We start from the raw sequence: 26,535 nt of genomic DNA, 5'->3' as shown, positions 1-26,535 counted from the left end.
TTCAGGTTTCCCGCTTCGGTTTCGAAGGAAGGTCCTGCAGAGCTGCCAAGGCGTCGCGTAGCCCTTTGTGCGTGGCGGCTGAAACTGCGTGGGGTCCATTCCGGTTGTCGAGCGCTGGGGAGCGCGTGGGAGTGGGAGACGCAGTCTTGACGGTCACCTTGGTGGCCTTCAGCCCGATGGACCGGGCCGCGTCGAGCAACTGGGCTTCGGCAAGCCGCAACTTGGCATGCCAGACCGGGGACTCGACGAGAAAAACGAGGTGTTCCCCGTCCACATTGGCCAGCCGGCAACGGCTGCGCAGAGGTGGCGGCAACTGGGGGCGCAACTGACGGTCCAGCGCGTCGAGCCATAGGGCACGCCGCAGCGGGTTCCCGCTTTTGTCCGCCATCACTGCATCCAGGGCCGGTTTCGGTCTGGATGCGGGACGAACGCTGGATTTCGGCTCAGACATGAAAACTCACTGATGGCATTTAAAAAGATCGTAATCAAAACGCGTGAAGGACAGGCCAAATCGGCGCTCACGCGTTTGCGGTTCTATTTCGAGGACCGCCCCCGAGCCCTGCTGGGCAGCGTGCTCGGCGCAGGTTGCATTATCGGCCTTGCCGGCGGCATTGGCGCCAGTGCGCTCAATGATTCGCGCCTGCAGGCCAAGGTCGACCGCCAGGAGGCCGAGCTGGCCAAGGTCCAGCGCGATGCGCAGACCCAGGTCAACGCGCTGGCCGCCCGCCTCGGCGAGCTGCAGGCGCAGGCCACCCGCTTGAACGCCCTGGGTGAGCGACTGACCCAGATGGGCAAGCTGGAAGACGGCGAATTCGACTTCAACGAGACCCCCGGCCTCGGTGACGGCGATGCCGGCGGCCCGACCGCCGACATCCCGGTGAAGGACGTCAACGCCGACTTACAGGTGCTGGAGCAGCGCTTCGCTGCTTCAGGCCGCCAGTTGTCGGTGATGGAATCGCTGATGTTCGACCACCAGCTGCAGCAGAACGCCGTGCCCTCGCGCATGCCGATCCGCAACAGCTACGTCACGTCCGGCTTCGGTACCCGCGCCGACCCGTTCGGTCGCGGTGCCGCCACCCACAAGGGCATGGACTTCCACGCCCGCGTGGGTGACCCGGTGATGTCGGTGGCCGACGGCGTGGTCAGCTTCTCCGGGGTCAAGGGCGGCTACGGCAACGTGGTCGATGTCGACCACGGCAATGGTTACGTCACCCGCTACGCGCACAATTCGCGCCTGGTGGTGAAGGTCGGCGACCTCGTCCGTGCCGGCCAGGAAGTGGCCAAGGCCGGTTCCACCGGTCGTTCGACCGGCGCCCACGTGCACTTCGAGGTGTGGGAGAACGGCAACGTGGTCAACCCGCGCAAGTTCCTCGGCGATGGCGGCAATACCCCGGTCGGGCGCATCACCCGCGGCTGATTCCGCTTTGGGGTGCCGGCCGGCGGCCGGCACTACCGCCCCCGGAGTACGGGGGCAGCGCCGTAGGCGCGGGGGTGTGGAGACCAGGTAAGCGGGGCCCGCGGTTCGCGCAGCGAAGCGTGGGAGCGCCAGCGCGCATGCGCTGACGCGTACCCGGCCAGCGGCCGGCACTACCGGAATGTTCGGATGCCAATGCCGCCACAGGGTTGAAACCCCAGCGGCCCATCCCAAGCTACAATGGGTGTTGCCATCGACAGGGCGCCAAGCGCCCTGATTCGTTTGCGGCGGACGGATCCTTCCCGGAGCCGTGCGGCATTTCCATCCAACCCGGTTCCCTCAATGATCAACAGCCTGCTTACCCGCGTATTTGGCAGTCGTAATGAACGACAGCTGCGCCAGCTCAACCGCATCGTCGCCAAGATCAATGCGCTGGAGCCGGAGATCGAGAAGCTTTCCGACGAGCAGCTGCAGGCCAAGACGCCGGAATTCAAGCAGCGCATCGCCGGTGGTGAAGCCCTGGACAAGGTGTTGCCGGAAGCGTTCGCGGTCTGCCGCGAGGCCGGTCGCCGCGTGCTGGGCATGCGCCACTACGACGTGCAGCTGATCGGCGGCATGGTGCTTCACCTGGGCAAGATCGCAGAAATGCGCACCGGTGAAGGCAAGACCCTGGTGGCGACCCTGCCGGTGTACCTCAACGCGCTGGAAGGCAAGGGCGTGCACGTGGTCACCGTGAACGACTACCTGGCCCGCCGCGATGCCGCGCAGATGGGCAAGCTGTACAACTGGCTGGGCCTGAGCGTGGGCGTGGTCTACCCGGGCATGCCGCACAGCGACAAGCGTGAAGCCTACGGTTCGGACATCACCTACGGCACCAACAACGAATTCGGTTTCGACTACCTGCGCGACAACATGGCGCTGTCCAAGGCTGACCGCTACCAGCGCGGCCTGCACTACGCCATCGTCGACGAAGTCGACTCGATCCTGATCGACGAAGCGCGTACCCCGCTGATCATCTCCGGCCCGGCCGACGATTCCCCGGAGCTGTACATCCGCGTCAACCGCATCGTGCCGAACCTGGTCAAGCAGGAAGCGGAAGACGGCGAAGGCGACTTCTGGGTCGACGAGAAGGGCAAGCAGGTGCACCTGTCCGAAGCGGGCATGGAGCACGCCGAACAGCTGCTGGTGGAAGCGGGCATCCTCGATGCCGAGACCGAAGGCCTGTACGCGGCGCAGAACCTGACCGTGGTCCACCACCTCAACGCCGCCCTGCGCGCGCACGCCATCTACCAGCGTGATGTGGACTACATCGTGCGCGATGGCGAAGTGGTCATCGTCGACGAATTCACCGGCCGTACCCTGGCCGGCCGCCGCTGGTCCGATGGCCTGCACCAGGCGGTGGAAGCGAAGGAAGGCGTGCCGGTCCAGCGCGAGAACCAGACGCTGGCCAGCATCACCTTCCAGAACCTGTTCCGCATGTACAAGAAGCTGTCCGGCATGACCGGTACGGCCGATACCGAAGCGTTCGAGTTCCAGAGCATCTATGGCCTGGAAGTGGTGGTGATCCCGACCAACCGCCCGACCATCCGCAAGGACAGCCCGGACCAGGTGTTCCTCAACCGCAAGGGCAAGTTCAATGCGGTGCTGGCCGACATCGAAGAGTGCGCCAAGCGTGGGCAGCCGGTGCTGGTGGGTACCACCTCGATCGAAACCTCGGAAATGCTGTCCGAGCACCTGCGCAAGGCGGGTGTGAAGCACGAAGTGCTCAACGCCAAGCAGCACGACCGCGAAGCGACCATCGTTGCCAACGCCGGTCGTCCGGCCGCCGTGACCATCGCCACCAACATGGCCGGTCGTGGTACCGACATCGTGCTGGGTGGTTCGCTGGAAGCGGAAATCCACGAGCTGGGCGAAGGCGCGACCGACGAACAGAAGGCCGCGATCAAGGCCGAGTGGCAGAAGCGCCATGACGCGGTCAAGGCGGCCGGCGGCCTGCACATCGTCGGCACCGAACGCCACGAATCGCGTCGTATCGACAACCAGCTGCGTGGCCGTTCGGGCCGCCAGGGTGATCCGGGTTCGTCCCGTTTCTACCTGTCGCTGGAAGACAACCTGATGCGCATCTTCGCCTCCGACTGGGTGCAGAAGGCCATGCGCATGATGGGCATGAAGGAAGACGACGTCATCGAGGACCGCCTTGTCAGCCGCCAGATTGAAAAGGCACAGCGCAAGGTCGAGGCCCACAACTTCGACATCCGAAAGAACCTGCTGGATTTTGACGACGTCAACAACGACCAGCGCAAGGTGATCTACGCCCAGCGCGACGAACTGCTGGACGCCGAGTCGGTGAAGGACAACGTCGAAGGCATCCGCGACGACGTGATCTTCGACATCGTCGCCCGCTTCGTGCCGCCGAACTCGGTGGACGAGCAGTGGGACCTGCGTGGCCTGGAAGCCACCCTGCAGTCGGACTTCGGCGTGGACATGTCGCTGACCGATCTGGTCAAGTCGCACGAGGAACTGGACGCCGAAGGCATCACCGCCAAGGTGCAGGAACGCATCAACCAGCACTTCGCCGAGAAGGAAGCGGGTGTGGGCGAAGAGACCATGCGCGCACTGGAGAAGCACGTGATGCTGACCGTGCTCGACCAGAGCTGGAAGGAACACCTGGCGCGCATGGATTATCTGCGCCAGGGCATCTACCTGCGCGGTTATGCGCAGAAGCAGCCGAAGCAGGAATACAAGAAGGAAGCCTTCGAGCTGTTCTCGGACATGCTGGAGAACGTCAAGCGCGAAGTGGTGACCCTGCTGGCCCGCGTGCGCATCCGCAGCGACGAGGAAGTGCAGGCACTGGAAGCAGCCGAGCGCCAGCAGGTGGAGGCCCGCCTGAGCCAGTCGCAGTTCCAGCACCAGGACGCTGGCGGCTACGGTGCCGACGAAGAGGCGGCGCAGGTGGAGGCCGCCCAGCAGGGCGTGGCGCAGCTGCAGCGTGACGAGCCCAAGATCGGTCGCAACGATCCGTGCCCGTGCGGCAGCGGCAAGAAGTACAAGCACTGCCACGGCCAGCTGAGCTGACCCCCCGGAGAGCCCCGCGAAAGCGGGGCTTTCCTGTTCTGGGCCTTGAAGCGTTCGGCGATTGCGCCGGTGCCCCGGTTTTCGGCATGCTCCCCCCATGCCTTCCCCGAAACGATCGATCCACGTCGTTGCCGCCGTCATCACTGACGCCCGCGGTCGTATCCTGCTCAACCGCCGCACCGAAAGCCGCGACATGGCCGGCCTCTGGGAATTCCCGGGCGGCAAGCGCGAGCCCGGTGAGACCTCCGAACAGGCGCTGGTGCGCGAGCTGCACGAGGAGCTGGGCATCGAGGCCGAGGTGGGCGAGTGGATCATGGACGTGCCGCAGCGCTACCCGGACAAGGACCTGACCCTGGAAGTGCGCCACGTGCGCAGCTGGAAGGGCGCCCCGCGTGGACGCGAGGGCCAGGCCATCACCTGGGTGACGCCGGACAAGCTGGTCCGTTATTCAATGCCGCCGGCTGACCTGCCGGTGGTGGCCGCACTGCGCCAGCCGGACTGCTACCTGATCACCCCTGCGCCGGACATCGATGAGGGCGGCCTGCAGCGTTGGCACGGCCAGCTGCAGCAGGCGGTGGCTTCGGGGCAGCAACGCATCCAGCTGCGCTTGCCCGCCGAGCATCCGCAGCGTCAGGGCGTGATCGAGCAGGCCGTACGCGCACATCGGCGCGGTGTGCAGTGGCTGCTCAACCGCGATATCGAACTGGCGCGTACCCTGGGGGTTGGAGTGCACCTGGGCAGCGAGCAGCTGCAGTCGCTGCAGGAACGCCCGCTGCCGGCCGGGCAGCTGGTGGCGGCCTCCTGCCATGACCTTGAACAGCTGCTGGCCGCACAGCGGCTGGGCTGCGACTTCGCCGTGCTGGGGCCGGTGCAGGCCACTGCGAGCCATCCCGATGCAATGCCGTTGGGGTGGGAGGCCTTCGCCGCGCTACGCGCGCAGGTCTCGCTGCCGATCTATGCGCTCGGCGGCATGACACCGCAGCATGTGGCCGAGGCACGCCGGCATGGCGGGCAGGGTATCGCCGCCATCCGCGGACTATGGCCGGTGTAGCGCGATACACGGGGTCGCAAGCAAGTAGATCCACGCCATGCGTGGATGAGCAGACCCACGTCACGCAGCGACCAGTAGATCCACGCCATGCGTGGATGGCGGTTCAGCAGACCCCGCTCACAACGTAATCCAGAAACACCCATATTGCCGCCGCAGCCCAAGCACCGTCGCCGCTCGCGTCGCGCTGCCCGGCAGGGTCTGCTCCAACCGCAACCCGACCGGGCGCCTTGCAGTCGGTGCAGGTGCCGTATCCGATTCCAATTCCTGCGCGCCAGGGCCCGCGCCCTCGTCGACATCCTGCCGCGGATACACCGGCACCACGTCCACCAGCGGTCGTCGAACCACCGATTCCAGCTGGCCAAGGATGCGCTGCGCGCCGGCATCGGACACCGCGCCCCACAGGTACAGCGAAGAGAGCCGGTTCACATCACCGATGCTGACCGCCGTGTGCAGCGCCTGCACCAGTTCGCTCAGCCGACGTGGGCAGCTGCTGCCGAGGCCGTCGCGTTGCAGGGTATTGCCGGAAGGCGTTGGTGGCGGCCGCCGGGACTGCGCACCCAGGCTGTCGCAGGGGCGGTCGGTATAGACACTTTGTCCCTGCGGATCGGTGCATCGGTTCAAGCGCGTGGACTGCGCCTGCGCAACGGCGCAGACGCCGAGCAGCAACAGAACCAGCAGCAGGGACAGGACGAGCTTCATCGACGCAGCGTAGCGCCGATTGCGATAACACAGCGTACTTTTCAGCCCTGCAGCAGCTTCAGTACCGAGACCGTCGGCTTGGCCAGGTTCAAGGTATAGAAGTGCAGGCCCGGTGCGCCTCCTTCGACCAGGCGCTGGCACAGCTTGGCCACCACTTCGGCGCCGAAGGCGCGCACCGATTCGGCGTCGTCACCGTAGGCCTGCATCTTGCGGCTGATCCAGCGCGGAATTTCCGCACCGCACTGTTCGGAGAAGCGGCGCAGCTGGCTGAAGTTGGAGATCGGCATGATGCCCGGGGTGATCGGCACCTGCACGCCGAGCCGCTGCACTTCGTCGACGAAGTGGAAGTAGGCATCGGGATTGAAGAAGTACTGGGTGATGGCCGCATCGGCACCGGCGTCGATCTTGGCCTTGAAGTGCTTCAGGTCGAGCAGTGCGTCCTGCGCCTGCGGATGCGTTTCCGGATACGCGCCCACTTCGATGCGGAAGGCATCGCCGTGTTCGGCGCGGATGAAGGCGATCAGTTCGGAGGCGTAGCGCATGTCGCCGGGGAAGCCCATGCCCGACGGCAGGTCGCCGCGCAGCGCGACCAGGCGCCGGCAGCCGATGGCACGGTACAGCTTGAGCAGCTCGCGGATCTCCTGGCGGGTGCCACCCACGCAGGACAGATGCGGGGCCGCCTCGAAGCCGTGGTGCTGGTTGAGATGGCGCACGGTCTCGGAGGTGTAGCTGAGGGTCGAGCCGCCAGCGCCGAAGGTACAGGACACGTACTCCGGGGCATACGCCTTCAGCTTGTCCGCGGCACGGTCCAGCTGGCTACGCTGCTCATCGGTCTTGGGCGGATAGAACTCGAAGCTGATGGCGGTCATGGCACGGGCGGTGGCGTCGGGTTCGGATCAGTATATCGCTTCATCAAGATGGATGTGCGGTGAACGTGTAGGGTCAGGCCGTCCCGTGCTGGCGACCGTTCGCCCCGCTGAGGGGCCGTTGCTCCGTAATCGCAACCGGGGCACCGGAAGCCAAGCCAGGCTGGTCCCAATCCCGGCACCACCCACGCGATGAAGGAGCAGACGATGAAGATCTTCCAGGCACTCTGGTACGCGATGAAGGCCTTGGCCAGGCTGGCGATGATCGGCTTGGCGATGGCCGTGCTTGGCTCAGGCCCGGCCCATGCCACCGCCGTCGACAAGGCCGCCGTTCCAGGCACAGTGCAGGTCGAGGTGCTCGGCAAGGGCCGTCCCTTGCTGATGATTCCCGGGCTTAACAGCAGTGCGGAGGTCTGGCGTGAGACCTGCCTGGCCCTGAAGGACGTGCAGTGCCATCTGGTGCAACTGCCGGGTTTTGCCGGTGCGGCGCCTGCCGATCCGCGCCCGGCGGATTTCCTGCCGGCAATGCGCGACGAACTACTGGGCTATCTGCAGGCGCGGCACCTGTCGAAGGTTGCCGTGATCGGCCACAGCCTGGGGGGTGTGCTGGCGATGCAACTGGCACTGAAGGCACCCGATACCATCGGTCCGCTGGTGATCGTTGATTCGCTGCCGTTCTATGCGGCGGTGATGAATCCGCAGGCCACCGCGCAGAACGTGGGGATGATGGCCGGGCAGCTGCGTGAAGGCCTGCTGGCGGCCGATGAGGCCAGCTTCAATGCACGCAACGATGCGACTGCCAAAGCCCTGACCCGCAGCACCCAGCATCTGCCGGAGCTGCAGCGTTGGGGGCGCGACAGTGATCGCACGAGCATGGCCGATGCGATGTACTCCATGCTGGTGCGCGATCTGCGTGATGACATCGCCGGCATCCACACGCCGGTCCTGGTGCTGGGCAGCTGGGCCGCTTATCAGTCGATGGGGGGTACGGAAGCCAGTACCCGTGCGCAGTTCCAGGCGCAGTACGCGAAGCTGCCGGGTGTGCAGATCGAGATGAGCGCACAGGGTTACCACTTCCTGATGTGGGATGATCCGCGTTGGCTGCAGGCGCAGGTGCGCCGCTTCCTCGCCGCACATCCCTGACCGCCGTATGCCCTTTCCTCCACCGCCAAGGCTGCTCATGGACGCTACCACGCCATCCCGCCGCTTCTGGATCCTCAACGCGCTGGCGTGGGCAGGCTATGCGACGTACAGCCTGTGGCTGGGGGTGCGTATCGGCGGCGGTACGCTGTTCAGCGGCGTGGTGTTGATCTCCCTCAGCATTGCCGTTTCCCTGTGGTTGTGCAGCGGCGTGCTGCGTTCGGTCGCACTGCGGCAGCGCTGGTGGGATGGCAGTCTGGGCAGCCTGGTGTTGAAACTGGCAACTGGCGTGGTGGTCGGCGCCAGCATTGCACAGGCGCTGACGGCGGCATTGTTGTTGCCGGCGTTAGCCCTGGGCTGGGTGCAGTTGCCCGGTGGGCGTGCCGACTATCAGCTGTCGTCGGTCGTGCTGTACTGGATGAACACCGCCCTGTTCCTTTTGATGTGGACGGGACTGTGGGCGGGCCTGCATGGCTTGCGCCGCGCGCGCCACAGCGAGCTGGCGCGATTGCGGGTGGAGGCGGAGCGCAGCGCCCTGGAGCGCGATGCGTTGCGTGCGCGGCTGAATCCGCATTTCATGTTCAACGCATTGAACAACCTGCGAGCGCTGATTCTGGAAGACCCCGAGCGTGCCCGCGACATGGTCACCCGCCTGTCGCGCACGCTGCGCCACGCATTGGCCCACAATCGCAGCGAGCAGGTGACCCTGGCCGAGGAACTGGAAGTGGTCGACGACTATCTGGCTATCGAGGCGATCCACTTCGAACAGCGTCTGCAGGTGCGGCGGGAGATAGCCGCAGAGGCTGTGCAGGCACAACTGCCTGCGATGGCATTGCAGCTGTTGGTGGAGAACGCGATAAAACATGGTATTGCCAGCCGCGCGGGCGGCGGCGAGGTACATATCCGCGCGTCGCTGGAAGATGACCTGCTGCGCCTCCAGGTGGACAACCCGCTCTGCACTGGCGGCGAACCTGCGCAAGGGCATGGTGTGGGACTGGCCTACCTGCGCGCGCAGCTTGGCACGCGCGGCCGTTTCGCCCTGCAGCCGATCGGCGACCGCATGCAGGCGCTGCTGGAGATTCCACAATGACGGCCGCGCTGCGTGTGTTGATTGTCGATGATGCACGGCTGGCGCGGCAGGAGCTGCGAACGCTGCTGTCGTCGCTGCCATGGGTGCAGTGCGTGGGCGAGGCCGACGATGTGCCTGCTGCGCGCGAGGCGATCGCCACGCTGGCGCCGGACCTGGTGTTGCTGGATGTGCAGATGCCCTCCGGTACCGGCTTCGATGTACTGGACGGGTTGGAAAGGGTGCCCTCGGTGGTGTTCGTCACTGCCTACGACACCTACGCAGTGCGCGCGTTCCGGGCCAATGCACTGGATTACCTGGTGAAGCCGGTGGAAGCACCGCGACTGCTGGAAGCGCTGGAGCGTGCGCGTCATCATGCGGCGTTGGATACCGAACCTCCCACAGTGCACGGCACGCTGGGTGCGCAGGACCAGGTGTTCGTGCGCGAAGGCGAGCGCTGCTGGTTCGTGTCCATTGCCGAGATCCGTCGGCTGGTGGTGGACGGCAACTACACGCGGCTGTGGTTCCGCGACCAGAACGCATTGCTGGCCCGCAGCCTGAGCGCGTTGGAAGCACGCTTGCCATCGGACCTTTTCTTTCGTGCCAACCGCAACACGCTGGTCAACCTGCGGCGCATTCGCGCGGTCACGCCGAGCATTGGCGATGGTTACGATCTGGCACTGGATGATGGCAGTGAAGTGGAGGTGTCGCGGCGGCAGGCACGGGAGCTGCGCGAGCGGATGGCGCTGTAGCCGCCGATCCTACAGTTCCGCGCTGACCGGGCTGGTCACGAATCCCCACAGCAGCCGCGCCATCACCGCAGGTGAGCGTGCCTGCGCGCGGGAGTAGGCCAGCAGTGCATCCAGCCTTGGACGGTCGTAGAGGTGGCCGGCCAGCAGCACCGCATGCACGCGCCGGCTGTTGCCGATGTCCAGCAGAGGATTGCCGTCCAGCAGCACCAGGTCGGCCGCCTTGCCGACCTCGACACTGCCATGCCGGGCCTGCAGGCGAAGGTGCTGTGCGGCGTGCAACGTGGCTGCGCGCAGCACGTCGGCCTGGCTGAGTCCGGCCTGGTGCAGCAGTTGCAGTTCATCGTGATAGCGGAAGCCGCCAAGCCCGGTGTCGGTGCCCACCAGCACCGGAACACCGGCGCGGTGCGCAGCGCCGGTCAGTGCCAGGCCATGATTGAAATAGGCGTGCAGTGCGCGCTCGCCACGTTGGCCTGGATGGCGGGTGACCGTGGCCTGCAGGTCGTCGCGCCAGGCCCAGCGCGAAAGCGGATCGAGGTACGCCAGTCGCGGATCATCGATGAAGCCCGGATCGCGCGCGCGGGCATCCTCCTCGCGGGTGACATGAGTGGGCACGAAGGCGCTGCCGCTGGCCTGCATCAGCGCGAAGGCGGCCTTGCACCTTGCAGGCGCATAGCTGTCCACCAAGTGCTCGGCCAAGGCTGTCGGGTCTTCACCGTCCAGCGTCCCGCTGCGCCATGCAGCTGCGGAGCCGGAGCAGTGGCGAACGAACAGATGCGCGTGTTCAAAGCTGTGCTGTCCGGCCTGCAGTGCCTCTTCCAGCGCCACCGCCCTGGGCAGGTGGCCCACCAGCGGACGATGCAGTTGCCGCGCCTCGGCAGCCAGCCGTTGGTAGGTATCCGGGCGCAGCCGGTTGTAGACCTTCAGTGCATCCACGCCGCGCTCGGCGTACTCACGCGCGCGACGGACGGCGTCCTGTGGTGCCAGCGCAGGGTCTTCGAAGTAGAAGCTGGCCACCTGCACGAATCGCGGCGCGGTCAACGTGCCAGCGATGGCCTGTGCGCTCCAGCGACGCTTGTCAGCGACGCAGGCGATCAGCGGATCGGTCGGCTGCGGGCAGTCCATCATGTCGCGGGTGCCGGTGATGCCGTTGGCCAGCATCAACGGGAACTGCAGTTGCGGAGACAGCTGCAGTGCGTGGGTATGCATGTCCCAGAAGCCAGGCAGCAGCCAGCGGCCACCGGCGTCGAATACGTGCAAGGTGGCGTCGTGGGGGCCATTGCCGATGGCGATGATGGTGCCGTTGCGCACCGTTACAGTGGTGGGCGCGCTGGCAACGCCGTTCTGCACGTCCACCACCCGCGCATTGATGATCACCCGGCTGTTGCCGACATCGGGTGGCGGCGGCGCTGGCAACGGCCAGATCAGGGCGGCAGCGAACAGCAGGGGCGGAGCGAGAAGCACAGCCGCTACTGCCTTCAGCAGAGGCCGTTGGCGTGATCGAGGGGAAGGGGACAACGCGCGTGCTGCATCCATGAGCCTGCAATCCCTGCGGTAGGTCGAAGGTAGGGTGGGGCAAGTCCGCCGCGGACGCCAGTGACTCTCGGCCTGCTCCCCCTGCACCGCCGGGGGCGGTTACCCTGTGCAGCGGATTCTTCGATCACACCGCGCCATGTCCATCGTCCTCACCGATTTCGCCCGCCCCCGCCTGTTCCCGCGCGTACCGCGCGGCAACACCATCCAGGACTGCAGTGCCGAGCAGTTCCAGGCGCATCTCAACGCGCACCCGCCGCTGAAGGTGCTCGATGGCTATGCACCGTTCTGCAAGCTGTTCGTCTATGAAAACTGGACCAGCACGCGCTGCCTGACCGTGCCGATCACCGACGCCAACCGGCACCAGCTGCGCAGTGGCTACGAGGCGCGCAACCGCGACGAACTGCCGGTGCTGGTGCGCTGGTTCGAGGGCGTGGAATCGCCGCGGGCGAACTTCCTGGTGGTGATCCTGTACAGCGCCGAGCAGTTGGCCAAGGAGGGCTCGCCCATTGATGCGGACTGGGGCATCGTCGGCTGCATCTACACCGCCGAACCGGAAGAAGTACCGATGGCACCGATCACGATGATGCGCAATGCGCTGGGCGTGGAGGAGGGTGGCTCCGGCGTGCCGCTGGACCGTGCGGCGTACCAGCGTGCCGTGGCGTTCTGGGAGAACAACGCCAACTGGCGCCCATGATCGGGACGCTGTGAAACGGCCGCGCAACAACACGCTACGATGGCGGCAGATTGGCGCAGGAGGTGCAGAATGATGATGGGACGCATGAACCCACGGGGCGCTGTGCTGGGGACCGTGCTGCTTGCCGCTGGTGGTTGCTCGGCGGGATACGACGCCGACGCGTCCTGCGGAAGCTTGTCCGAGCCGGCGGCGGTCCGTGATGCCAGTGTCGACCAGTTGCAGGCATCCAGTATCGGAGGGCGCTGTACGTTCCGCGCAACCGGGAGCGATGCAGCAGCGCTGCAACGCCAGCAACGCATGCTGGAGGCGATCTCCCTCATCGCATGTGGCAAACCGGCAAACGCCCAGCCGACGCAGGGAACATCGGGCTTCGAACTGCAGATGCCTTCGCGCTGCGCGCTCTCCGCACGCACGTCGCAGGTTGTCCAGGATGCCGCTGGCTGGCGTCTTGACCGCGCTTCCATGCCGAGCTATCCGGCGGCTGCACGCGCTGACAACCTGCAGGGCAAAGTGAGCATGAGCGTGCTGTTGAATGACCAGGGGCACGCCGAAGCAGTCATCGTTGCGGGGTCCAGCGGTCATCCGCTGCTCGACGAAGCGGCAGTGAAGGCCGCGCTGGGATGGCGATGGAAACGGGAGGGAGGGACCTCCAGCACCCCACGTATGAGCATGGTGCCTGCCACAGCCACGTTTGCGAGCGATTAGCCGGCCGAAGTCCCCGCCATCGGTGTCCACTCCCACCACGGGTAGTGGTACTCGCGATCGATGGCATCCCAGTGCTGGCCGCAGCAGGTGCAGGCCACCCGATGACGGTCGCCCCAGCCGTCCTCGGCTACGCCGAGTTCCAGCAAGCGCACATGACCCTGTTCGATCAGACGGCGTGGGTCGAAGAACAGATAATCCGGATACAGCGCGCACAAGCAGCCGCTGCGTTCACGCCAATAGCGCAGGCGGCGCAGTGCGGCTTTCAGGTGCACATCGTTGCTGACCAGTGCCCCGCCAAGCTGCACGCCCTGGCAGGCCTGCTCGATCCGCTCCGTCTGCGGCGCCAGCGCATCCAGCGTCGTAGCGCTGAACAACCGTGCCACGCGGCTGCTGGCCGCATGGATACGACTGGCATCGCGCGACAGCAGATCCTGCAGCAGCACATCGGCCTGCGGATCGTCCAGCCGCGGTGGCGGCGATGTGGACCAGGGCCAGCGCATCAACGGGGCCTGCCGATCGCGGCGTAGTGGCCGCCGGTCAGGTGCAGCAGGTCGGCCGGGGCCAGTTCCACTTCCAGGCCGCGGCGTCCCGCGCTGACGTGCAGGGTGGGCAGTGCCTGCGCGCTGGCGTCGAGAAAACTGCGCAGGCGCTTCTTCTGCCCAAGCGGGCTGATGCCGCCGACCAGATAGCCGGTTGCGCGCTGCGCGGCATCGACGGCGGCCATCTCGCACTTCTTGCAGCCGGCCGCCTCGGCCAGTGCTTTCAGGTCGAGCTGGCCGGCCACCGGTACGATCGCTACCAGCAGTTCGTGTGTTTCGGTGTTGGCCAGCAGCGTCTTGAATACCTGTGCCGGGTCCAGGCCCAGCTTTTCGACGGCTTCGCCGCCATAGGATTCGGCATGGGCGTCGTGCACGTAGCTGTGCACGGTATGGGCGATCTTCTCGCGCTTGAGCAGGTTGATGGCCGGGGTCATGGGGGAATCGTAGCGCGGGGCGAAGGCGTTGCCTTGACTGAGACTACTGCGTGTGGCCAATGAACAGCATCCACGCGTGGCGTGGATCTACACCACCTTTGTGTCGGATGGATGCAGGGCGGATGACCGAACGCCAACGCAGAACGGGCGCCCGAAGGCGCCCGTCCGTGTGCATCCGTTGCTGGGGTCAGAGCCCTTTCCTGCGGAAAGGGATCCGACCCCGCGCACGGCATCAGTAGCGGTAATGATCCGGCTTGAACGGACCTTCCACCGGCACGCCGATGTAGTCGGCCTGTTCCTGGCTCAGGGTGGTCAACTTCACGCCGATCTTTTCCAGGTGCAGACGGGCCACTTCTTCGTCCAGCTTCTTCGGCAGCAGGTACACCTTGTTCTCGTAGGTGCCCTTGTTGGCCCACAGGTCGATCTGCGCCAGGGTCTGGTTGGCGAACGAGTTGGACATCACGAAGCTCGGGTGGCCGGTGGCGCAGCCCAGGTTGACCAGGCGGCCTTCGGCCAGCAGGAAGATCGCATTGCCGTTGGGGAAGATGTACTTGTCCACCTGCGGCTTGATGTTGACGTGCTTCACGCCCGGGAAGGCGACCAGCGCATCGACCTGGATCTCGTTGTCGAAGTGGCCGATGTTGCAGACGATGGCCTGGTCCTTCATCGCGCTCAGGTGCTCGATGCGGATGATGTCCTTGTTGCCGGTGGTGGTGACGTACAGGTCGGCACGGCCCAGGGTGGATTCGATGGTGTTGACCTCGAAGCCTTCCATCGCCGCCTGCAGGGCGCAGATCGGATCGATCTCGGTGACCACCACGCGCGCGCCGTAGGCACGCAGCGACGCGGCGCAGCCCTTGCCGACGTCACCGTAGCCGCAGACCACGGCGACCTTGCCGGCCAGCATCACGTCCATCGCGCGCTTGAGGCCATCGGCCAGCGACTCGCGGCAGCCGTACAGGTTGTCGAACTTGCTCTTGGTGACCGAGTCGTTGACGTTGATCGCCGGGATCAGCAGGGTGCCGGCCTGGGCCAGCTGGTACAGGCGGTGCACGCCGGTGGTGGTTTCTTCCGAAACGCCCTTCCAGTCCTTGACCACGCGGCCCCAGTAACCCGGGCGCTCCTTGGCCACGCGCTTGAGCAGGTTCTTGATGACCTGCTCTTCGTGCGAAGCAGCCTTTTCGTCGACCCAGGTGCTGCCGTTTTCCAGCTCGTAGCCCTTGTGGATCAGCAGGGTCACGTCACCGCCGTCGTCGACCACCAGCTCCGGGCCGGTCAGGGTGCCGTCGGGCAGGGTGAAGGTCAGCGCGTCCAGGGTGCAGTCCCAGTACTCTTCCAGCGACTCGCCCTTCCAGGCGAACACGGGGGTACCGGTGGCGGCGATCGCCGCAGCGGCGTGGTCCTGGGTCGAGAAGATGTTGCACGAAGCCCAGCGCACGTCGGCGCCGATGTCCTTCAGGGTCTCGATCAGCACCGCGGTCTGGATGGTCATGTGCAGCGAGCCGGTCACGCGCACGCCCTTCAGCGGCAGCTCGGCCTGGTACTTGCGGCGGATGGACATCAGGCCCGGCATTTCGTGCTCGGCGATGTCCAGTTCCTTGCGGCCCCAGTCGGCCAGGGTGATGTCGCGGATCTTGTAATCGCCTTCGGTGGAGAAGGTCTTGGCAACAGCATTCATGCAGTAGCTCCGGTTGTGGGCGAGCGGATGCTCGCATCTGGCCGGGCGCCGTTGTTGCAAAGCCACCTGGCCGAGCCTGGCCGGTCTCAAGGGATCCGGTCGCAGCGCCCCTCGGCAGGGGAGGATGCCCATTATATCGCGCCTCCGCTGTGACACGGCGATGACCCAACCATCGGCAGATGGGCGCAGGTGCATGGCCTGTTAAGGTCGAGGGCTTCACGCAGCGAACAGGTGGAACAATGATGAGCACGCACGCACGCCGCAACCGGCGCTTGACTGGCCTGGTCCTGTCGATGGCACTGCTGGCGGTGGTCCCGCAGGCCTGGGCTGCGGCACCGCAGGCGGCCGCAGCGCAGGCACAGGGCGTGGCCGGTTACGAGCTGCCCTCGGCCGCACTGCAGGCCGTGGTCGACGCGCCGCGGGCGCCGTCGCTGTTCCTGTCGCCGCGCCGGGATGTCGCCGCGCTGATGCAGATGCCGTCGCTGCCGTCGATCCAGGTGGTGGCGCAGCCGGAGCTGAAACTCGCGGGCCTGCGCATCAATCCGAAAACCTTCTCTGACAGCCGCTTCAGCTTCGGCCAGAAGCTGTGGTTGATGAATGTGGCTGACGGCAAGGAGCGGCAGATCAGCGGGTTGCCGGCCTCGCTGTCGATCGCCAGCCTGACGTGGTCGCCGGACCAGAAGTGGCTGGCCTTCAACCAGGTCGATGCCGCTACCGGGGCCAATGAGCTGTGGCTGGTGGACGTGGCTGGCGGCAGCGCCCGTCGCCTGGTCGCCGGCCTGAACACCGTTCTGGGCACTGGCTACCAGTGGTTGCCGGACAGCCGTGGCCTGGTGGTGTTCACCCGCCCGAGCAACCTTGGCGCCGCCCCGGCTGCAGATGGCATCCCGACCGGTCCGGCCGTGCAGCAGACCAGCCAGGGCGGTGGCGTGGTGTCCATCCGCACCTACCAGGACCTGCTGAAGAACGAGGCCGACGCGCGCCAGTTCGATTACTACGCCACCACCCAACCGATGGAAGTGGGCCTGGACGGGCAGAGCCGTGCCATCGGTGCGGCCGGCATCTTCATGGGTTTTGCGGTGTCGCCCGACGGCCGTTTCGTGCTCAGCCAGCCGGTGCAGCGTCCGTACTCCTACGTGGTGCCGCTGAGCAGCTTCCCGCGCCGCATCGAAGTGCTCGACCGCAGCACCGGCAAGCTGGTGCATACCGTGGCCGTACGGCCGCTGGTGGAAGGCCTGCCGACCGGCAACGATGCCGAAGTGACCGGCGTGCGTGACATCAGCTGGCGCGGCGATGCCGATGCCACCCTGGTCTGGGCCGAAGCGCAGGATGGTGGCGACCCGAACAGGGAAGCCAAGGTGCGCGATGCGGTGTTCATGCAGGCCGCACCATTCGACACGCCGCCGGTGACCCTGGCCCAGCTCGGCAGCCGCTATGCCGGCATCAGCTGGGGCCGCGGCGACCTGGCCCTGCTCAACGAATCGTGGTGGAAGACCCGCCGCAGCAAGACCTGGCTGATCGCACCGGACAACGCCAGCGCCGATGCCAGGCTGCTGTGGGATCGCGACGCGCAGGACCGCTACGCCGATCCGGGCCGCCCGCTGATGGCCAGTGATGATCGCGGCCGCTCGCTGCTGCAGACCACCGCTGATGGCGGCAGCCTGTACCTGGCCGGTGCCGGTGCATCGCCGGAAGGCGACCGTCCGTTCGTTGATCGCTTCGACGTGGCCAGCGGCAAGGCAACCCGCCTGTTCCATTCGCAGGCACCGACCTACGCCGCGCCGGTAACGCTGCTGGATGCGCAGGCCAGTTCGCTGCTGATCAGCCGCGAGAGCCCGGACGAGCCGACCAACTTCTACGTGCAGTCGCTGGCCGACACCAACGCCGCACCGCGTGCGCTGACTCATTTCGCCCATCCGCTGCCGCAGCTGAAGGGCGTGCAGAAGGAGCAGATCCGCTACAAGCGCAAGGACGGCGTGGACCTGACCGCGACCCTGCTGCTGCCGCCGGGCTACGACCCCAAGCGCGATGGTCCGCGGCCGCTGCTGATGTGGGCCTACCCGGGTGAGTTCAAGAGCGCGGCGGCCGCCAGCCAGGTGACCGATTCGCCGTACCGCTTCAACGCCATCAGCTACTGGGGCCCGCAGGCGTTCCTGGCCAAGGGCTATGTGGTGCTGGCCAGCCCGTCGATGCCGATCATCGGCGAAGGCGACAAGGAGCCCAACGACACCTACATCGAACAGCTGGTGGCCAATGCGCAGGCAGCGGTGGCCGAGGTGGTGCGGCGTGGCGTGACCGACCGCGAGCACATCGCCATCGGTGGCCACTCCTACGGTGCGTTCATGACCGCCAATCTGCTCGCGCACACCCGCCTGTTCAAGGCCGGTATCGCGCGCAGCGGCGCCTACAACCGCACGCTCACCCCGTTTGGTTTCCAGGCCGAAGAGCGCAACTACTGGCAGGCGCAGGACGTGTACCAGAAGATGGCGCCGTTCAATTACGCCGACAGGATCAAGGATCCGATCCTCTTCATCCACGGCGTGGACGACAACAACTCGGGCACCTTCCCGATGCAGAGCGAACGCATGTGACGGTGAGCAACAGGGACGACAGCAGCAGAACGCGCATGGGCAGGATCCTGGAAGGGAATGTCAGGAGTGTGCCTGAACCGTCTGAATCAGGGATAGCCGGTGAGCCCCCAACGTGAGGTTGCCGGCCAGCGGCCGGCACTACCAGATGAAACCATTTCTGCATCGCAGCATGGCACGCAATCTGGTTTAGGCTTGGGGTCTGGATCCGTTGACCGAGGCCTGTGCGTCGCCGATGAACGAGTACCGCAGCAGTATCGAGTTTGCTTCCCCCGATCTTCCCCTGCGTGACGATGTGCGCCGTCTCGGTGCACTGGTCGGCGACCTGCTGGTCGAGCAGGTGTCGGCCGCCTTCCTCGATGACGTCGAGGACGTGCGTACGCGTGCCATCGCCCGCCGCGAGAACCAGGCACCGCTGTCCGAACTGGCCGAAGGCCTGGCCGGGCGTGCGCCGCAGCAGGCCGAGACCATGGTGCGTGCGTTCAGCACCTACTTCCAGGTGGTCAACATCGCCGAGCGCGTGCATCGCATCCGCCGTCGTCGCGACTACCAGCGCGCCGTTTCCGCCGCACCGCAACCCGACGGTCTGCAGGACGCCCTGCAGCACCTGAAGGCACAGGGCGTCGGCCTGGACGAACTGGCGCAATGGCTGCCACACATCGATATCGAGCCGGTGTTCACCGCGCACCCGACCGAAGCGGTGCGCCGCGCGCTGCTGGAGAAAGAGCAGCTGATGGTGGCGAGCCTGGTCGACAACCTCGACGGTCAACGCACCCCCGGCGAAGCCGCCGCCGATGCCGCGCGCTTCCGCATGGCATTGACCGCCTCGTGGCAGACCACCGATTCCTCGCCGGTGCGCCCGACCGTGGACGACGAACGCGAGCACGTCGGCTTCTATCTGGTGCAGGTGCTGTACCGGGTGATCCCGGTGCTGTACGAATCGCTGCAACAGGCACTGCGCGATACCTATGGCGCGGAACTGCCGCTGCCGCGCCTGCTGCGTTTCGGCACATGGGTGGGCGGCGACATGGACGGCAATCCCAATGTGGATGCGCACACCATCCGCAATACGCTGGATGCACAGCGCGTTGCCGTGCTGGGCCGTTACCAGAAGGAACTGCTGCAGCTGGCCAGCCTGCTCAGCCAATCCACCGAGCGGGTGGGGGTAAGCGATGCACTGCAGGCGCGCGTCGCGCATTACCAGCAGTTGCTGCCGCAGGTGCAGTCGCGGCCACGCCATGCCGACATGCCATATCGGTTGCTCAACGACCGCATGCGCGCACGCCTGCAGGCCACGCTGGATGATGCCGACGGCGCCTATGCCGGCCCGAACGAGCTGATCGATGACCTGCAGCTGATCCTCGACAGCCTGCGCGCGAACCGGGGCGAGCATGCCGGCGGCTTCGCGGTGCAGCGCCTGTTGTGGCGGGTGAAGACCTTCGGCTTCCATCTGGCGCGGCTGGATGTGCGCCAGGAATCGAGCGTGCATGCGCGCGCGCTGGCGGCAGTGCTGGGTGGCGATGCTGCATGGGACGCATTGGATGCAGCGGGTCGCGCACGCCTGCTGGCACCGCATGCCAGTGGCGAGACACCCTTGCCCGTTGGCAATGATGAAGGCAACCAGCGCTTGGATGCGGTGTTCGTTGCATTGGCCGATGCACGTGCGCGGCATGGTGGCGACGCGCTGGGCAGCTACATCATCTCGATGGCGCACGACCGTGGCGATGTGCTGGCGGTGCTGGCGCTGGCGCGTCGTGGCGGCCTGGTCGATGACGCCGGCCACGTGCCACTGGATATCGCGCCGCTGTTCGAAACCGTGGACGACCTCAAGCGCGGCACCGCGACGCTGCGCGATCTGCTGGCCGATCCGGTGTACCGCGCGCATCTGCGTGCACGCGAGGACGTGCAGATGGTGATGCTCGGCTATTCGGACAGCAGCAAGGATGGTGGCATTGCCGCATCACGCTGGGGCCTGCAGCGCGCACAGGTGGAACTGCTGGAGGTGGCCGCCGAAGCGGGCCTGCGCCTGACCTTCTTCCATGGCCGCGGTGGCTCGATCAGCCGCGGTGGTGGCAAGACCACGCACGCGGTCGATGCCTCGCCACGCGGCAGCATCGATGGCCGCCTGCGGGTGACCGAACAGGGCGAGGTGATCCACCGCAAGTACGGCATCCGCGCGCTGGCGTTGCGTTCGCTGGAGCAGGCCACCGGTGCGGTGCTGCGCGCCAGCCTGCGCCCGCGAGCCGCCGAGCCGCGCGAGGACGATTGGCGGCCGGTGATGGACGTGGTCGCCGGTTCCAGCAGCGAGGTCTATCGGGCGTTCGTCGGCCAGCCACGCTTCATGGACTATTTCCGTACTGCCACGCCGATCGATGTGATCGAACGGATGACGCTGGGGTCGCGGCCGTCGCGCCGGCTCGGCCAGGATGCGGCCTTGACCAACCTGCGTGCGATTCCGTGGGTGTTTGCCTGGAGCCAGGCGCGCGCGGTGATTCCGGGCTGGTATGGGGTCGGCAGCGGCCTGCAGGCGGCGGTGGACGCCGGCCATGAAGCCACGCTGCGCGAAATGGCGCGGGACTGGCCGTTCTTCCGCACCTTCCTGGATGACATCGCGATGGTGCTGTCCAAGGGCGATATCACCATCGCCGAACAGTTCTCGCGCCTGTCCGGCGAGCTGCACGATGCGTTCTTCCCGCAGGTCGAGCGCGAACTGGAGCTGACCCGGCACTGGCTGCTGGCGCTGATGGAGCAGCAGACCCTGCTGGACCACGACGCGCGGCTGGCGCTGTCGATCCGCCTGCGCAATCCCTATGTGGACCCGATCAGCGTGCTGCAGGTGGACCTGCTGCAGCGCTGGCGCGAAAGCGGACGCGAGGACGACGACCTGCTGCGTGCGCTGGTGGCCTGCGTGAATGGTGTTTCGCAGGGCGTGCAGAACACGGGGTGATGCGAGAGGAGTAGTGCCGGCCGCCCCCGGCACTCCCATGCATGCCCGATGCACGGCTGCCCCGGCACCTTCCGGTATCCTCCCGCCCCATGAAGCATTCTTGGCGTATCACCAAATACTGGCAGCGGACGCCCGAAGGCTACCTGGGGTCACCGACCGAAGAGTGGACTGACTTCAGCGATGTCGGCAAGCGCGTGAGCATCGAGGATTACCTCGTTGTCGAGGATGCCTATCTGGATGCGATCAGGCGTTTCTGCATCGGCATAGGTGTCGAGTCACTGCGCATCCAGTCGCTTGAACGGCGTGATTCACGCGGCTACCACGAGGGCCAGTCGCTGGATTTGTACGGGATCGAGCGGGTGGTGCGTGACGTTCTGCGCAACGTCATCTGGTGCAAGTTGGTGAGCGATAGCGCCGAAGTGCACTTCGGATACGACTACTACATGTACGTGGTGTCGTCCGTGGATGCAGAGGCTGCACTGGCGGAGGCCGATCCGTTGTTGAACATCGAGCCGTTCCTTTCGCCCTATCTACCTGAGATGGACGAGTAGCGACGAGGAGGTTGCCGGCCAGCGGCCGGCACTACCGGTCTGCCAGGTGCCGAGCCCGGTCGGCCCGCGATCACTCTTCCGGCGACGGCGGATTGGACGCCAGCAGTTCCAGATGCCGTTGTTCCATTTCCTGGCGCAGCTGGCGGCGGATCAGCGCGGCGGCCTGGCGGCGCTTTTCGTCCGAACTGGCCGGCTGCAGCGATGGAACCGGCGTCGGCCGGCCTTCCTCGTCCACGGCCACCATGGTGAAGAAACAGCTGTTGGCGTGGCGCACGCTGCGCTTGAGGATGTCCTCGGCCACCACCTTGACGCCGATTTCCATCGACGAGGTGCCGGTGTAGTTCACCGAGGCCAGGAAGGTGACCAGTTCGCCGACCGCGATCGGCTGGCGGAACACCACCTGGTCCACCGACAGGGTGACCACGTAGCGGCCGGCATAGCGGCTGGCGCAGGCATAGGCGACCTGGTCGAGCAGGCGCAGGATCGCGCCACCGTGGACCTTGCCGGAGAAATTGGCCATTTCCGGCGACATCAGCACGGTCATGGACAGCTGGTGGGATTTGAGTTCGGTCGACATGGGGCGATTGTATCGGCAAGCGCCGGCACTACCATCTGCCGGCCAGCGGCCGGCACCCTCATGATGTGCGCAAACCGATGCATGGTTGCCGGCCAGCGGCCGGCACTACCGAAAGCAGAAGGGCCGCTTGCGCGGCCCTTCGTGTTTCTTATTTCAGCTTCGCATCGGCGCGCAGGGCGGCGGCGCGATCGGTCTTCTCCCAGGAGAAGGCCGTGGCGTTGACGGTCTCGCCTTCGCCGTTGAGGTAGCTGAACTCCTTCGGCTTGCGGCCGAAGTGGCCATAGGCCGCGGTCTGCTGGTACATCGGGTGGATCAGGTCCAGCATCTTGATGATGCCGTACGGGCGCAGGTCGAAGTGCTTGCGGATCAGCTTCTCGATCTTGTCGTCGCTGATCTTGCCGGTGCCGAAGGTGGTGACCGAGATCGAGGTCGGCTCAGCCACGCCGATGGCGTAGGAGACCTGCACTTCGCAACGGTCGGCCAGGCCGGCGGCCACGACGTTCTTGGCGACGTAGCGGGCAGCGTAGGCGGCCGAACGGTCGACCTTGGACGGATCCTTGCCGGAGAACGCGCCACCACCGTGACGGGCCCAGCCGCCGTAGGTGTCGACGATGATCTTGCGGCCGGTCAGGCCGCAGTCGCCCACCGGGCCGCCGATCTCGAACTTGCCGGTCGGGTTGATGTGGAACTTGGTGCCCTTGTGCAGCCACTTGGCCGGCAGCACCGGCTTGATGATTTCTTCGCGGACGGCCTCGATGAGGTCCTTCTGCTTGATGCCCGGGGCGTGCTGGGTCGACAGGACCACCGCGTCGATGGCCGAGACCACGCCGTTTTCATAGCGCAGGGTGACCTGGCTCTTGGCGTCCGGACGCAGCCACGACAGCGGCGAGTTGCGCTTCTTGCGGATCTTGGCCTGCTGCTCGACCAGACGGTGCGACAGGTGGATCGCCGCCGGCATGTAGCTGTCGGTTTCGTTGGTGGCATAGCCGAACATCAGGCCCTGGTCGCCAGCGCCCATTTCTTCCGGCTTCTTGCGGTCAACGCCCTGGGCGATGTGCGGGGACTGCTTGCCGATCAGGTTCAGCACGCCGCAGGTGGCGCCGTCGAAGCCGACTTCGGAGCTGTCATAGCCGATGTCCACGATGACCTTGCGGGTCAGCGCTTCCAGGTCGATCCAGGCGCTGGTGGTGATCTCGCCGGCAACGATGGCAACGCCGGTCTTGACCATGGTCTCGCAGGCCACACGGGCGCGCTGGTCCTGGGTCAGGATCGCGTCCAGCACCGCATCGGAGATCTGGTCGGCAACCTTGTCCGGATGGCCTTCAGAGACCGACTCGGAGGTGAAGAGGTAGCTGGACATCAGGCTTAATATCCTTTGATTCGGATGGAAAGATGGGCGCGAATGATACACGGGGTGCGCCGCCTGTGCATTGTGAACCCGTATGGGTTGCCGGTGGTTAAGGTGTTGTGCCCGGCAGGGCAAGGCCTGGCGGGCATTGCGGGGGCATCGTGCACAGGCAGTGTTCCACTGGCGTGACCATTGCCGCGCCCGCCGGGACCGGATGCGCCAGCGCCTGCGCCGTCATCATTCTGCCGCCAAACCGCCATCTGGCTGCCGCCTGCCGGGCGCAGGCTCTCGGCCAACCCGGCCGCCGGGCAGGAGGGGACACGCCATGCAGGAACTCGAACAGCGTCTGCAACAACGCTATCCCGACTGGTTCCATGGCCGTCGCGGCCAACTGGCCCGGCCCCTGCTGCGCAGCGTCGGGCGCTGGTCACGGCTGGACCGGATCGAGGCGTTCCTGCGCCGCAACGCCAACGTGCGCGGTTTCGACTTCGTCGCCGCCGGGCTGGAGTTCATCGAGGGCCGCTACCACGTGGACCCCGCCGCGCTGGCGCGGATCCCGGCCACCGGCCGCCTGCTGATCGTGGCCAACCACCCCTCCGGCGCGCTGGATGCGCTGGCACTGCTGGATGCGGTCGGCCGCATCCGCCGTGACGTGCGGATCGTGGCCAACGATCTGCTGGGCGCGATCGGTCCGCTGCAGGACCTGCTGCTGCCGGTACGCATCCTCGGTGGCAAGGTCCAGCGCACCAGCCTGCAGGCGGTGGAGCAGGCGCTGGCGGCCGAACAGTGCGTGATCGTGTTCCCGGCCGGCGAGGTCTCGCGGTTGTCGCTGCTTGGCATCCGCGATGGTCGCTGGCAGCGGGGGTTTGTCCGCTTTGCCCGTGCCGCCGCCGCTCCGGTACTACCGGTGCGGGTGGAAGCGCGCAATTCGGCGCTGTTCTACGGCGCCTCGACTCTGTTCAAGCCGGCCGGTACGGCACTGCTGGCGCGCGAGATGTTCGCCCGCCGCGGCCGGCCGCTGCGGCTGCGCATCGGCGAACCGATGCAGCTGGGGCAGGGGGATCCCGGCGCGCAGCTGCTGGCGGTGCGCCGCGCGGTATATGCGCTGGGGCGCGGCACAGCGATTGCCGAAGGCTGCCCGGCAGGGCCCGAGCCGCTGGCCGCGCCGGTGCCGCCTGCACAGGTCGCCGCTGGGATTGCCGCTGCCACCGTGCTGGGGCAGACCGCCGATGGCAAACAGATCCTGCTGGCCAGCTGCGCCGCTGATTCGCCGCTGCTGCACGAGCTGGGGCGGCTGCGCGAACTGACCTTCCGCCAGGTGGGCGAGGGCACGGGTCGCAGTCGCGACCTGGACGACTTCGACCTGCACTACCAGCACATCGTGATCTGGGATGGCACCGCTCAGCGCATCGCCGGTGCCTACCGGATCATGCGTGGCGCGCAGGCGTTGGCGCGCCGGGGCCTGGCCGGGCTCTACAGCGCTTCGCTGTTCCGCTATTCCGACGACGCCATTCCACGCATTGCCGAAGGCCTGGAATTGGGCCGCAGCTTCGTGGTGCCCGATTACTGGGGCAGCCGCAGCCTGGATTACCTGTGGCAGGGCATCGGCGCCTACCTGCAATGCCAGCCTGGCATCCGCTACCTGTTTGGTGCGGTGTCGATCAGCGCAGCACTGCCACGCGATGCGCGCGAGCAGCTGGTGGCCTACTACCAGCGGTATTACGGCGCGGCCGATGGGCGGGTGCAATCAAACCGGCCGTTCCAGTACTTCGCCGCGCCACCTTGCTTTGGTGAGATGGATGCGGCGGCGGCCTTCGACGTGCTCAAGGCCAATCTCGCCGCGCTCGGTACGGGTGTGCCCACCTTGTACCGGCAGTACACAGACCTGTGCGAACCCGGCGGTGCGCGGTTCCTGGCGTTCGGCGTCGACCCGGATTTCAGCGACTCGATCGACGGTCTGATCGAAGTCGACCTGCACGCGATCCGGCCACACAAGCGCAAACGCTATCTGCGCGATGCGGGGATGCCGGCATGAGCACGCTGGCGAACCTGGCACCGCATCGCCGCGCCGTGTTCGTCTCGGATGTGCATCTCGGGTCGCGGCATTGCCACGCCACCGAGCTGGCGCGTTTCCTCGGCACCCTGCGCTGCGAGCGCCTGTATCTGGTCGGCGACATCATCGATTTGTGGTGGATGGCGCACCGACGCGCCAACTGGCGGCAATCGCACAGCGAGGTCATCCTGGCCCTGCACGCGCTGCGCCGCGCCGGTACCGAGATCATCTACATCCCCGGCAACCACGACGCTTCGCTGCGCCAGGTGTGCGGCCTGATGCTGCCGGCGATGCAGGTTCGCCGCCGCGCGATCCACACCACGGCCGATGGCCGCCGGCTGCTGGTGGCGCATGGCGACGACTATGACGGTGTCACCCACTTCGGTGGCCTGCAGGAGCACTTTGGTGACTGGCTGTACTACCGCATCCTCACCGGCAACCACCTGTTGAACGCGGTGCGGCGTCGACTCGGGATGCGCTACTGGTCACTGTCCGAATTCCTGAAACGGCAGAGTGGCGCCGCTGAACGCTACATCGAGCGCTTCGTGCAGGCCGGCCTGGACGATGTTCGCCGGCGAGGCCTCGACGGCATCATCTGTGGGCACATCCACCGCGCCGCGCTGATCGAACGCGATGGTCTGGTCTACGCCAATGACGGCGACTGGGTGGAGAGCCTGACGGCATTGGCCGAGGACCACGACGGCGCCTTGCGGCTGCTGGACCACAACGGGCGGACGTTGGTGGAGCTGCCGGGAGCGCGGTTGTCGCAGGCGGCGTAGCGGGTGGACGCATCCTGGCGCCTTGCGATGCGCTCGACGTACTGGC

Annotated in this window: 21 protein-coding genes, 1 pseudogene and 1 riboswitch; of the genes and pseudogenes, 13 read left to right on the top strand and 9 right to left on the bottom strand. The window is 66.3% G+C overall.

The annotated features are described in order from the left end of the window. Position 1: 1 nt before the first annotated feature. Positions 2 to 451: a DUF721 domain-containing protein gene (locus AB4Y98_RS15620; RefSeq protein ID WP_025876573.1), complete on the bottom strand. Its 450-nt coding sequence runs from the start codon at positions 449 to 451 to the stop codon at positions 2 to 4. A 12-nt stretch (positions 452 to 463) separates the two neighbouring features. Here AB4Y98_RS15620 and AB4Y98_RS15615 point away from each other — a divergent pair, with 12 nt between their 5' ends. From AB4Y98_RS15615 to AB4Y98_RS15605, 3 genes are all read left to right on the top strand, one after another. Further along, positions 464 to 1,417 (top strand): M23 family metallopeptidase, encoded by a 954-nt coding sequence (locus AB4Y98_RS15615; RefSeq protein WP_108267187.1) that lies wholly within the window; start codon positions 464 to 466, stop codon positions 1,415 to 1,417. Between the two features lie 339 nt (positions 1,418 to 1,756). Continuing rightward, positions 1,757 to 4,489, top strand: a complete 2,733-nt coding sequence (gene secA / locus AB4Y98_RS15610; protein ID WP_442244653.1) for a preprotein translocase subunit SecA — start codon at positions 1,757 to 1,759, stop codon at positions 4,487 to 4,489. A 97-nt stretch (positions 4,490 to 4,586) separates the two neighbouring features. Beyond that, positions 4,587 to 5,540 (top strand): Nudix family hydrolase, encoded by a 954-nt coding sequence (locus tag AB4Y98_RS15605; RefSeq protein WP_442244652.1) that lies wholly within the window; start codon positions 4,587 to 4,589, stop codon positions 5,538 to 5,540. A gap of 117 nt (positions 5,541 to 5,657) precedes the next feature. Here the strand turns inward: AB4Y98_RS15605 and AB4Y98_RS15600 are convergent, their stop codons facing one another. Both AB4Y98_RS15600 and metF read right to left on the bottom strand, forming a co-directional pair. Continuing rightward, positions 5,658 to 6,239: a DUF4124 domain-containing protein gene (locus tag AB4Y98_RS15600; protein WP_442244651.1), complete on the bottom strand. Its 582-nt coding sequence runs from the start codon at positions 6,237 to 6,239 to the stop codon at positions 5,658 to 5,660. A gap of 41 nt (positions 6,240 to 6,280) precedes the next feature. Further along, positions 6,281 to 7,108 (bottom strand): methylenetetrahydrofolate reductase [NAD(P)H], encoded by an 828-nt coding sequence (gene metF, locus AB4Y98_RS15595; protein WP_363729848.1) that lies wholly within the window; start codon positions 7,106 to 7,108, stop codon positions 6,281 to 6,283. A gap of 204 nt (positions 7,109 to 7,312) precedes the next feature. On the opposite strand from metF, the gene AB4Y98_RS15590 reads away from it, so the two are divergent. From AB4Y98_RS15590 to AB4Y98_RS15580, 3 genes are read left to right on the top strand one after another with little or no spacing between them, the layout of a single operon-like run. After that, positions 7,313 to 8,248, top strand: coding sequence for an alpha/beta fold hydrolase (locus AB4Y98_RS15590; protein ID WP_442244650.1), 936 nt, complete (start codon positions 7,313 to 7,315; stop codon positions 8,246 to 8,248). 37 nt (positions 8,249 to 8,285) lie between these two features. Then, a complete protein-coding gene (locus tag AB4Y98_RS15585; RefSeq protein ID WP_442244649.1) occupies positions 8,286 to 9,335 on the top strand; it encodes a sensor histidine kinase in 1,050 nt (349 codons plus the stop codon). Beyond that, positions 9,332 to 10,063 carry a LytR/AlgR family response regulator transcription factor gene (locus AB4Y98_RS15580; protein WP_223494245.1) on the top strand — a complete coding sequence of 244 codons (732 nt, stop codon included), beginning with the start codon at positions 9,332 to 9,334 and terminating at the stop codon, positions 10,061 to 10,063. The genes AB4Y98_RS15585 and AB4Y98_RS15580 overlap by 4 nt, the downstream gene beginning before the upstream one ends. Before the next feature lie 9 nt (positions 10,064 to 10,072). On the opposite strand, the gene AB4Y98_RS15575 is transcribed toward AB4Y98_RS15580, so the two are convergent. After that, the gene (locus AB4Y98_RS15575) at positions 10,073 to 11,596 is read right to left on the bottom strand and encodes an amidohydrolase family protein (RefSeq protein WP_033830365.1); all 1,524 of its coding nucleotides are present in this window, start codon (positions 11,594 to 11,596) and stop codon (positions 10,073 to 10,075) included. A gap of 136 nt (positions 11,597 to 11,732) precedes the next feature. Here AB4Y98_RS15575 and AB4Y98_RS15570 point away from each other — a divergent pair, with 136 nt between their 5' ends. Together AB4Y98_RS15570 and AB4Y98_RS15565 are read left to right on the top strand one after the other, a co-directional pair. Then, positions 11,733 to 12,290, top strand: a complete 558-nt coding sequence (locus tag AB4Y98_RS15570) for a DUF3228 family protein (RefSeq protein ID WP_100462950.1) — start codon at positions 11,733 to 11,735, stop codon at positions 12,288 to 12,290. 69 nt (positions 12,291 to 12,359) lie between these two features. Continuing rightward, positions 12,360 to 12,995 (top strand): energy transducer TonB, encoded by a 636-nt coding sequence (locus tag AB4Y98_RS15565; protein WP_363729859.1) that lies wholly within the window; start codon positions 12,360 to 12,362, stop codon positions 12,993 to 12,995. Here AB4Y98_RS15565 and AB4Y98_RS15560 read toward each other — a convergent pair. From AB4Y98_RS15560 to ahcY, 3 genes are all read right to left on the bottom strand, one after another. Then, positions 12,992 to 13,495 (bottom strand): hypothetical protein, encoded by a 504-nt coding sequence (locus tag AB4Y98_RS15560; RefSeq protein WP_100462955.1) that lies wholly within the window; start codon positions 13,493 to 13,495, stop codon positions 12,992 to 12,994. The genes AB4Y98_RS15565 and AB4Y98_RS15560 overlap by 4 nt on opposite strands. Continuing rightward, the gene (ybaK, locus tag AB4Y98_RS15555) at positions 13,495 to 13,968 is read right to left on the bottom strand and encodes a Cys-tRNA(Pro) deacylase (RefSeq protein ID WP_100462958.1); all 474 of its coding nucleotides are present in this window, start codon (positions 13,966 to 13,968) and stop codon (positions 13,495 to 13,497) included. Before ybaK ends, AB4Y98_RS15560 begins: the two co-directional genes overlap by 1 nt. Positions 13,969 to 14,200: 232 nt before the next feature. Continuing rightward, positions 14,201 to 15,646 carry an adenosylhomocysteinase gene (gene ahcY, locus AB4Y98_RS15550; protein WP_025876541.1) on the bottom strand — a complete coding sequence of 482 codons (1,446 nt, stop codon included), beginning with the start codon at positions 15,644 to 15,646 and terminating at the stop codon, positions 14,201 to 14,203. A gap of 36 nt (positions 15,647 to 15,682) precedes the next feature. Then, positions 15,683 to 15,765: riboswitch (S-adenosyl-L-homocysteine riboswitch) on the bottom strand. A 123-nt stretch (positions 15,766 to 15,888) separates the two neighbouring features. Here ahcY and AB4Y98_RS15545 point away from each other — a divergent pair. The 3 genes and pseudogenes from AB4Y98_RS15545 to AB4Y98_RS15535 form a co-directional block, all read left to right on the top strand. Then, positions 15,889 to 18,234: pseudogene (locus tag AB4Y98_RS15545) on the top strand (S9 family peptidase); the annotation flags it as partial. Between the two features lie 235 nt (positions 18,235 to 18,469). Beyond that, the gene (ppc, locus tag AB4Y98_RS15540) at positions 18,470 to 21,181 is read left to right on the top strand and encodes a phosphoenolpyruvate carboxylase (RefSeq protein WP_442244689.1); all 2,712 of its coding nucleotides are present in this window, start codon (positions 18,470 to 18,472) and stop codon (positions 21,179 to 21,181) included. Between the two features lie 89 nt (positions 21,182 to 21,270). Beyond that, on the top strand, positions 21,271 to 21,732 hold the full coding sequence (locus AB4Y98_RS15535; protein WP_080149995.1) for a hypothetical protein: 462 nt from the start codon (positions 21,271 to 21,273) through the stop codon (positions 21,730 to 21,732). Positions 21,733 to 21,802: 70 nt separating this feature from the next. On the opposite strand, the gene AB4Y98_RS15530 is transcribed toward AB4Y98_RS15535, so the two are convergent. Together AB4Y98_RS15530 and metK are read right to left on the bottom strand one after the other, a co-directional pair. After that, positions 21,803 to 22,309: an acyl-CoA thioesterase gene (locus tag AB4Y98_RS15530; protein ID WP_089238821.1), complete on the bottom strand. Its 507-nt coding sequence runs from the start codon at positions 22,307 to 22,309 to the stop codon at positions 21,803 to 21,805. Between the two features lie 148 nt (positions 22,310 to 22,457). Continuing rightward, a complete protein-coding gene (gene metK, locus AB4Y98_RS15525; RefSeq protein ID WP_312111984.1) occupies positions 22,458 to 23,669 on the bottom strand; it encodes a methionine adenosyltransferase in 1,212 nt (403 codons plus the stop codon). Between the two features lie 313 nt (positions 23,670 to 23,982). Here metK and AB4Y98_RS15520 point away from each other — a divergent pair, with 313 nt between their 5' ends. Continuing rightward, positions 23,983 to 25,692 (top strand): lysophospholipid acyltransferase family protein, encoded by a 1,710-nt coding sequence (locus AB4Y98_RS15520; protein ID WP_442244648.1) that lies wholly within the window; start codon positions 23,983 to 23,985, stop codon positions 25,690 to 25,692. Continuing rightward, a complete protein-coding gene (locus AB4Y98_RS15515) occupies positions 25,689 to 26,489 on the top strand; it encodes a UDP-2,3-diacylglucosamine diphosphatase (RefSeq protein ID WP_442244647.1) in 801 nt (266 codons plus the stop codon). Before AB4Y98_RS15520 ends, AB4Y98_RS15515 begins: the two co-directional genes overlap by 4 nt. The last annotated feature ends 46 nt before the right edge of the window (positions 26,490 to 26,535 follow it).

This window comes from Stenotrophomonas sp. 2YAF26, from assembly GCF_052114625.1.
GTDB lineage: Bacteria > Pseudomonadota > Gammaproteobacteria > Xanthomonadales > Xanthomonadaceae > Stenotrophomonas > Stenotrophomonas indicatrix.
Note: the sequence above shows the minus strand (reverse complement) of the source record. Positions and strands in the feature narration are given on the sequence as shown.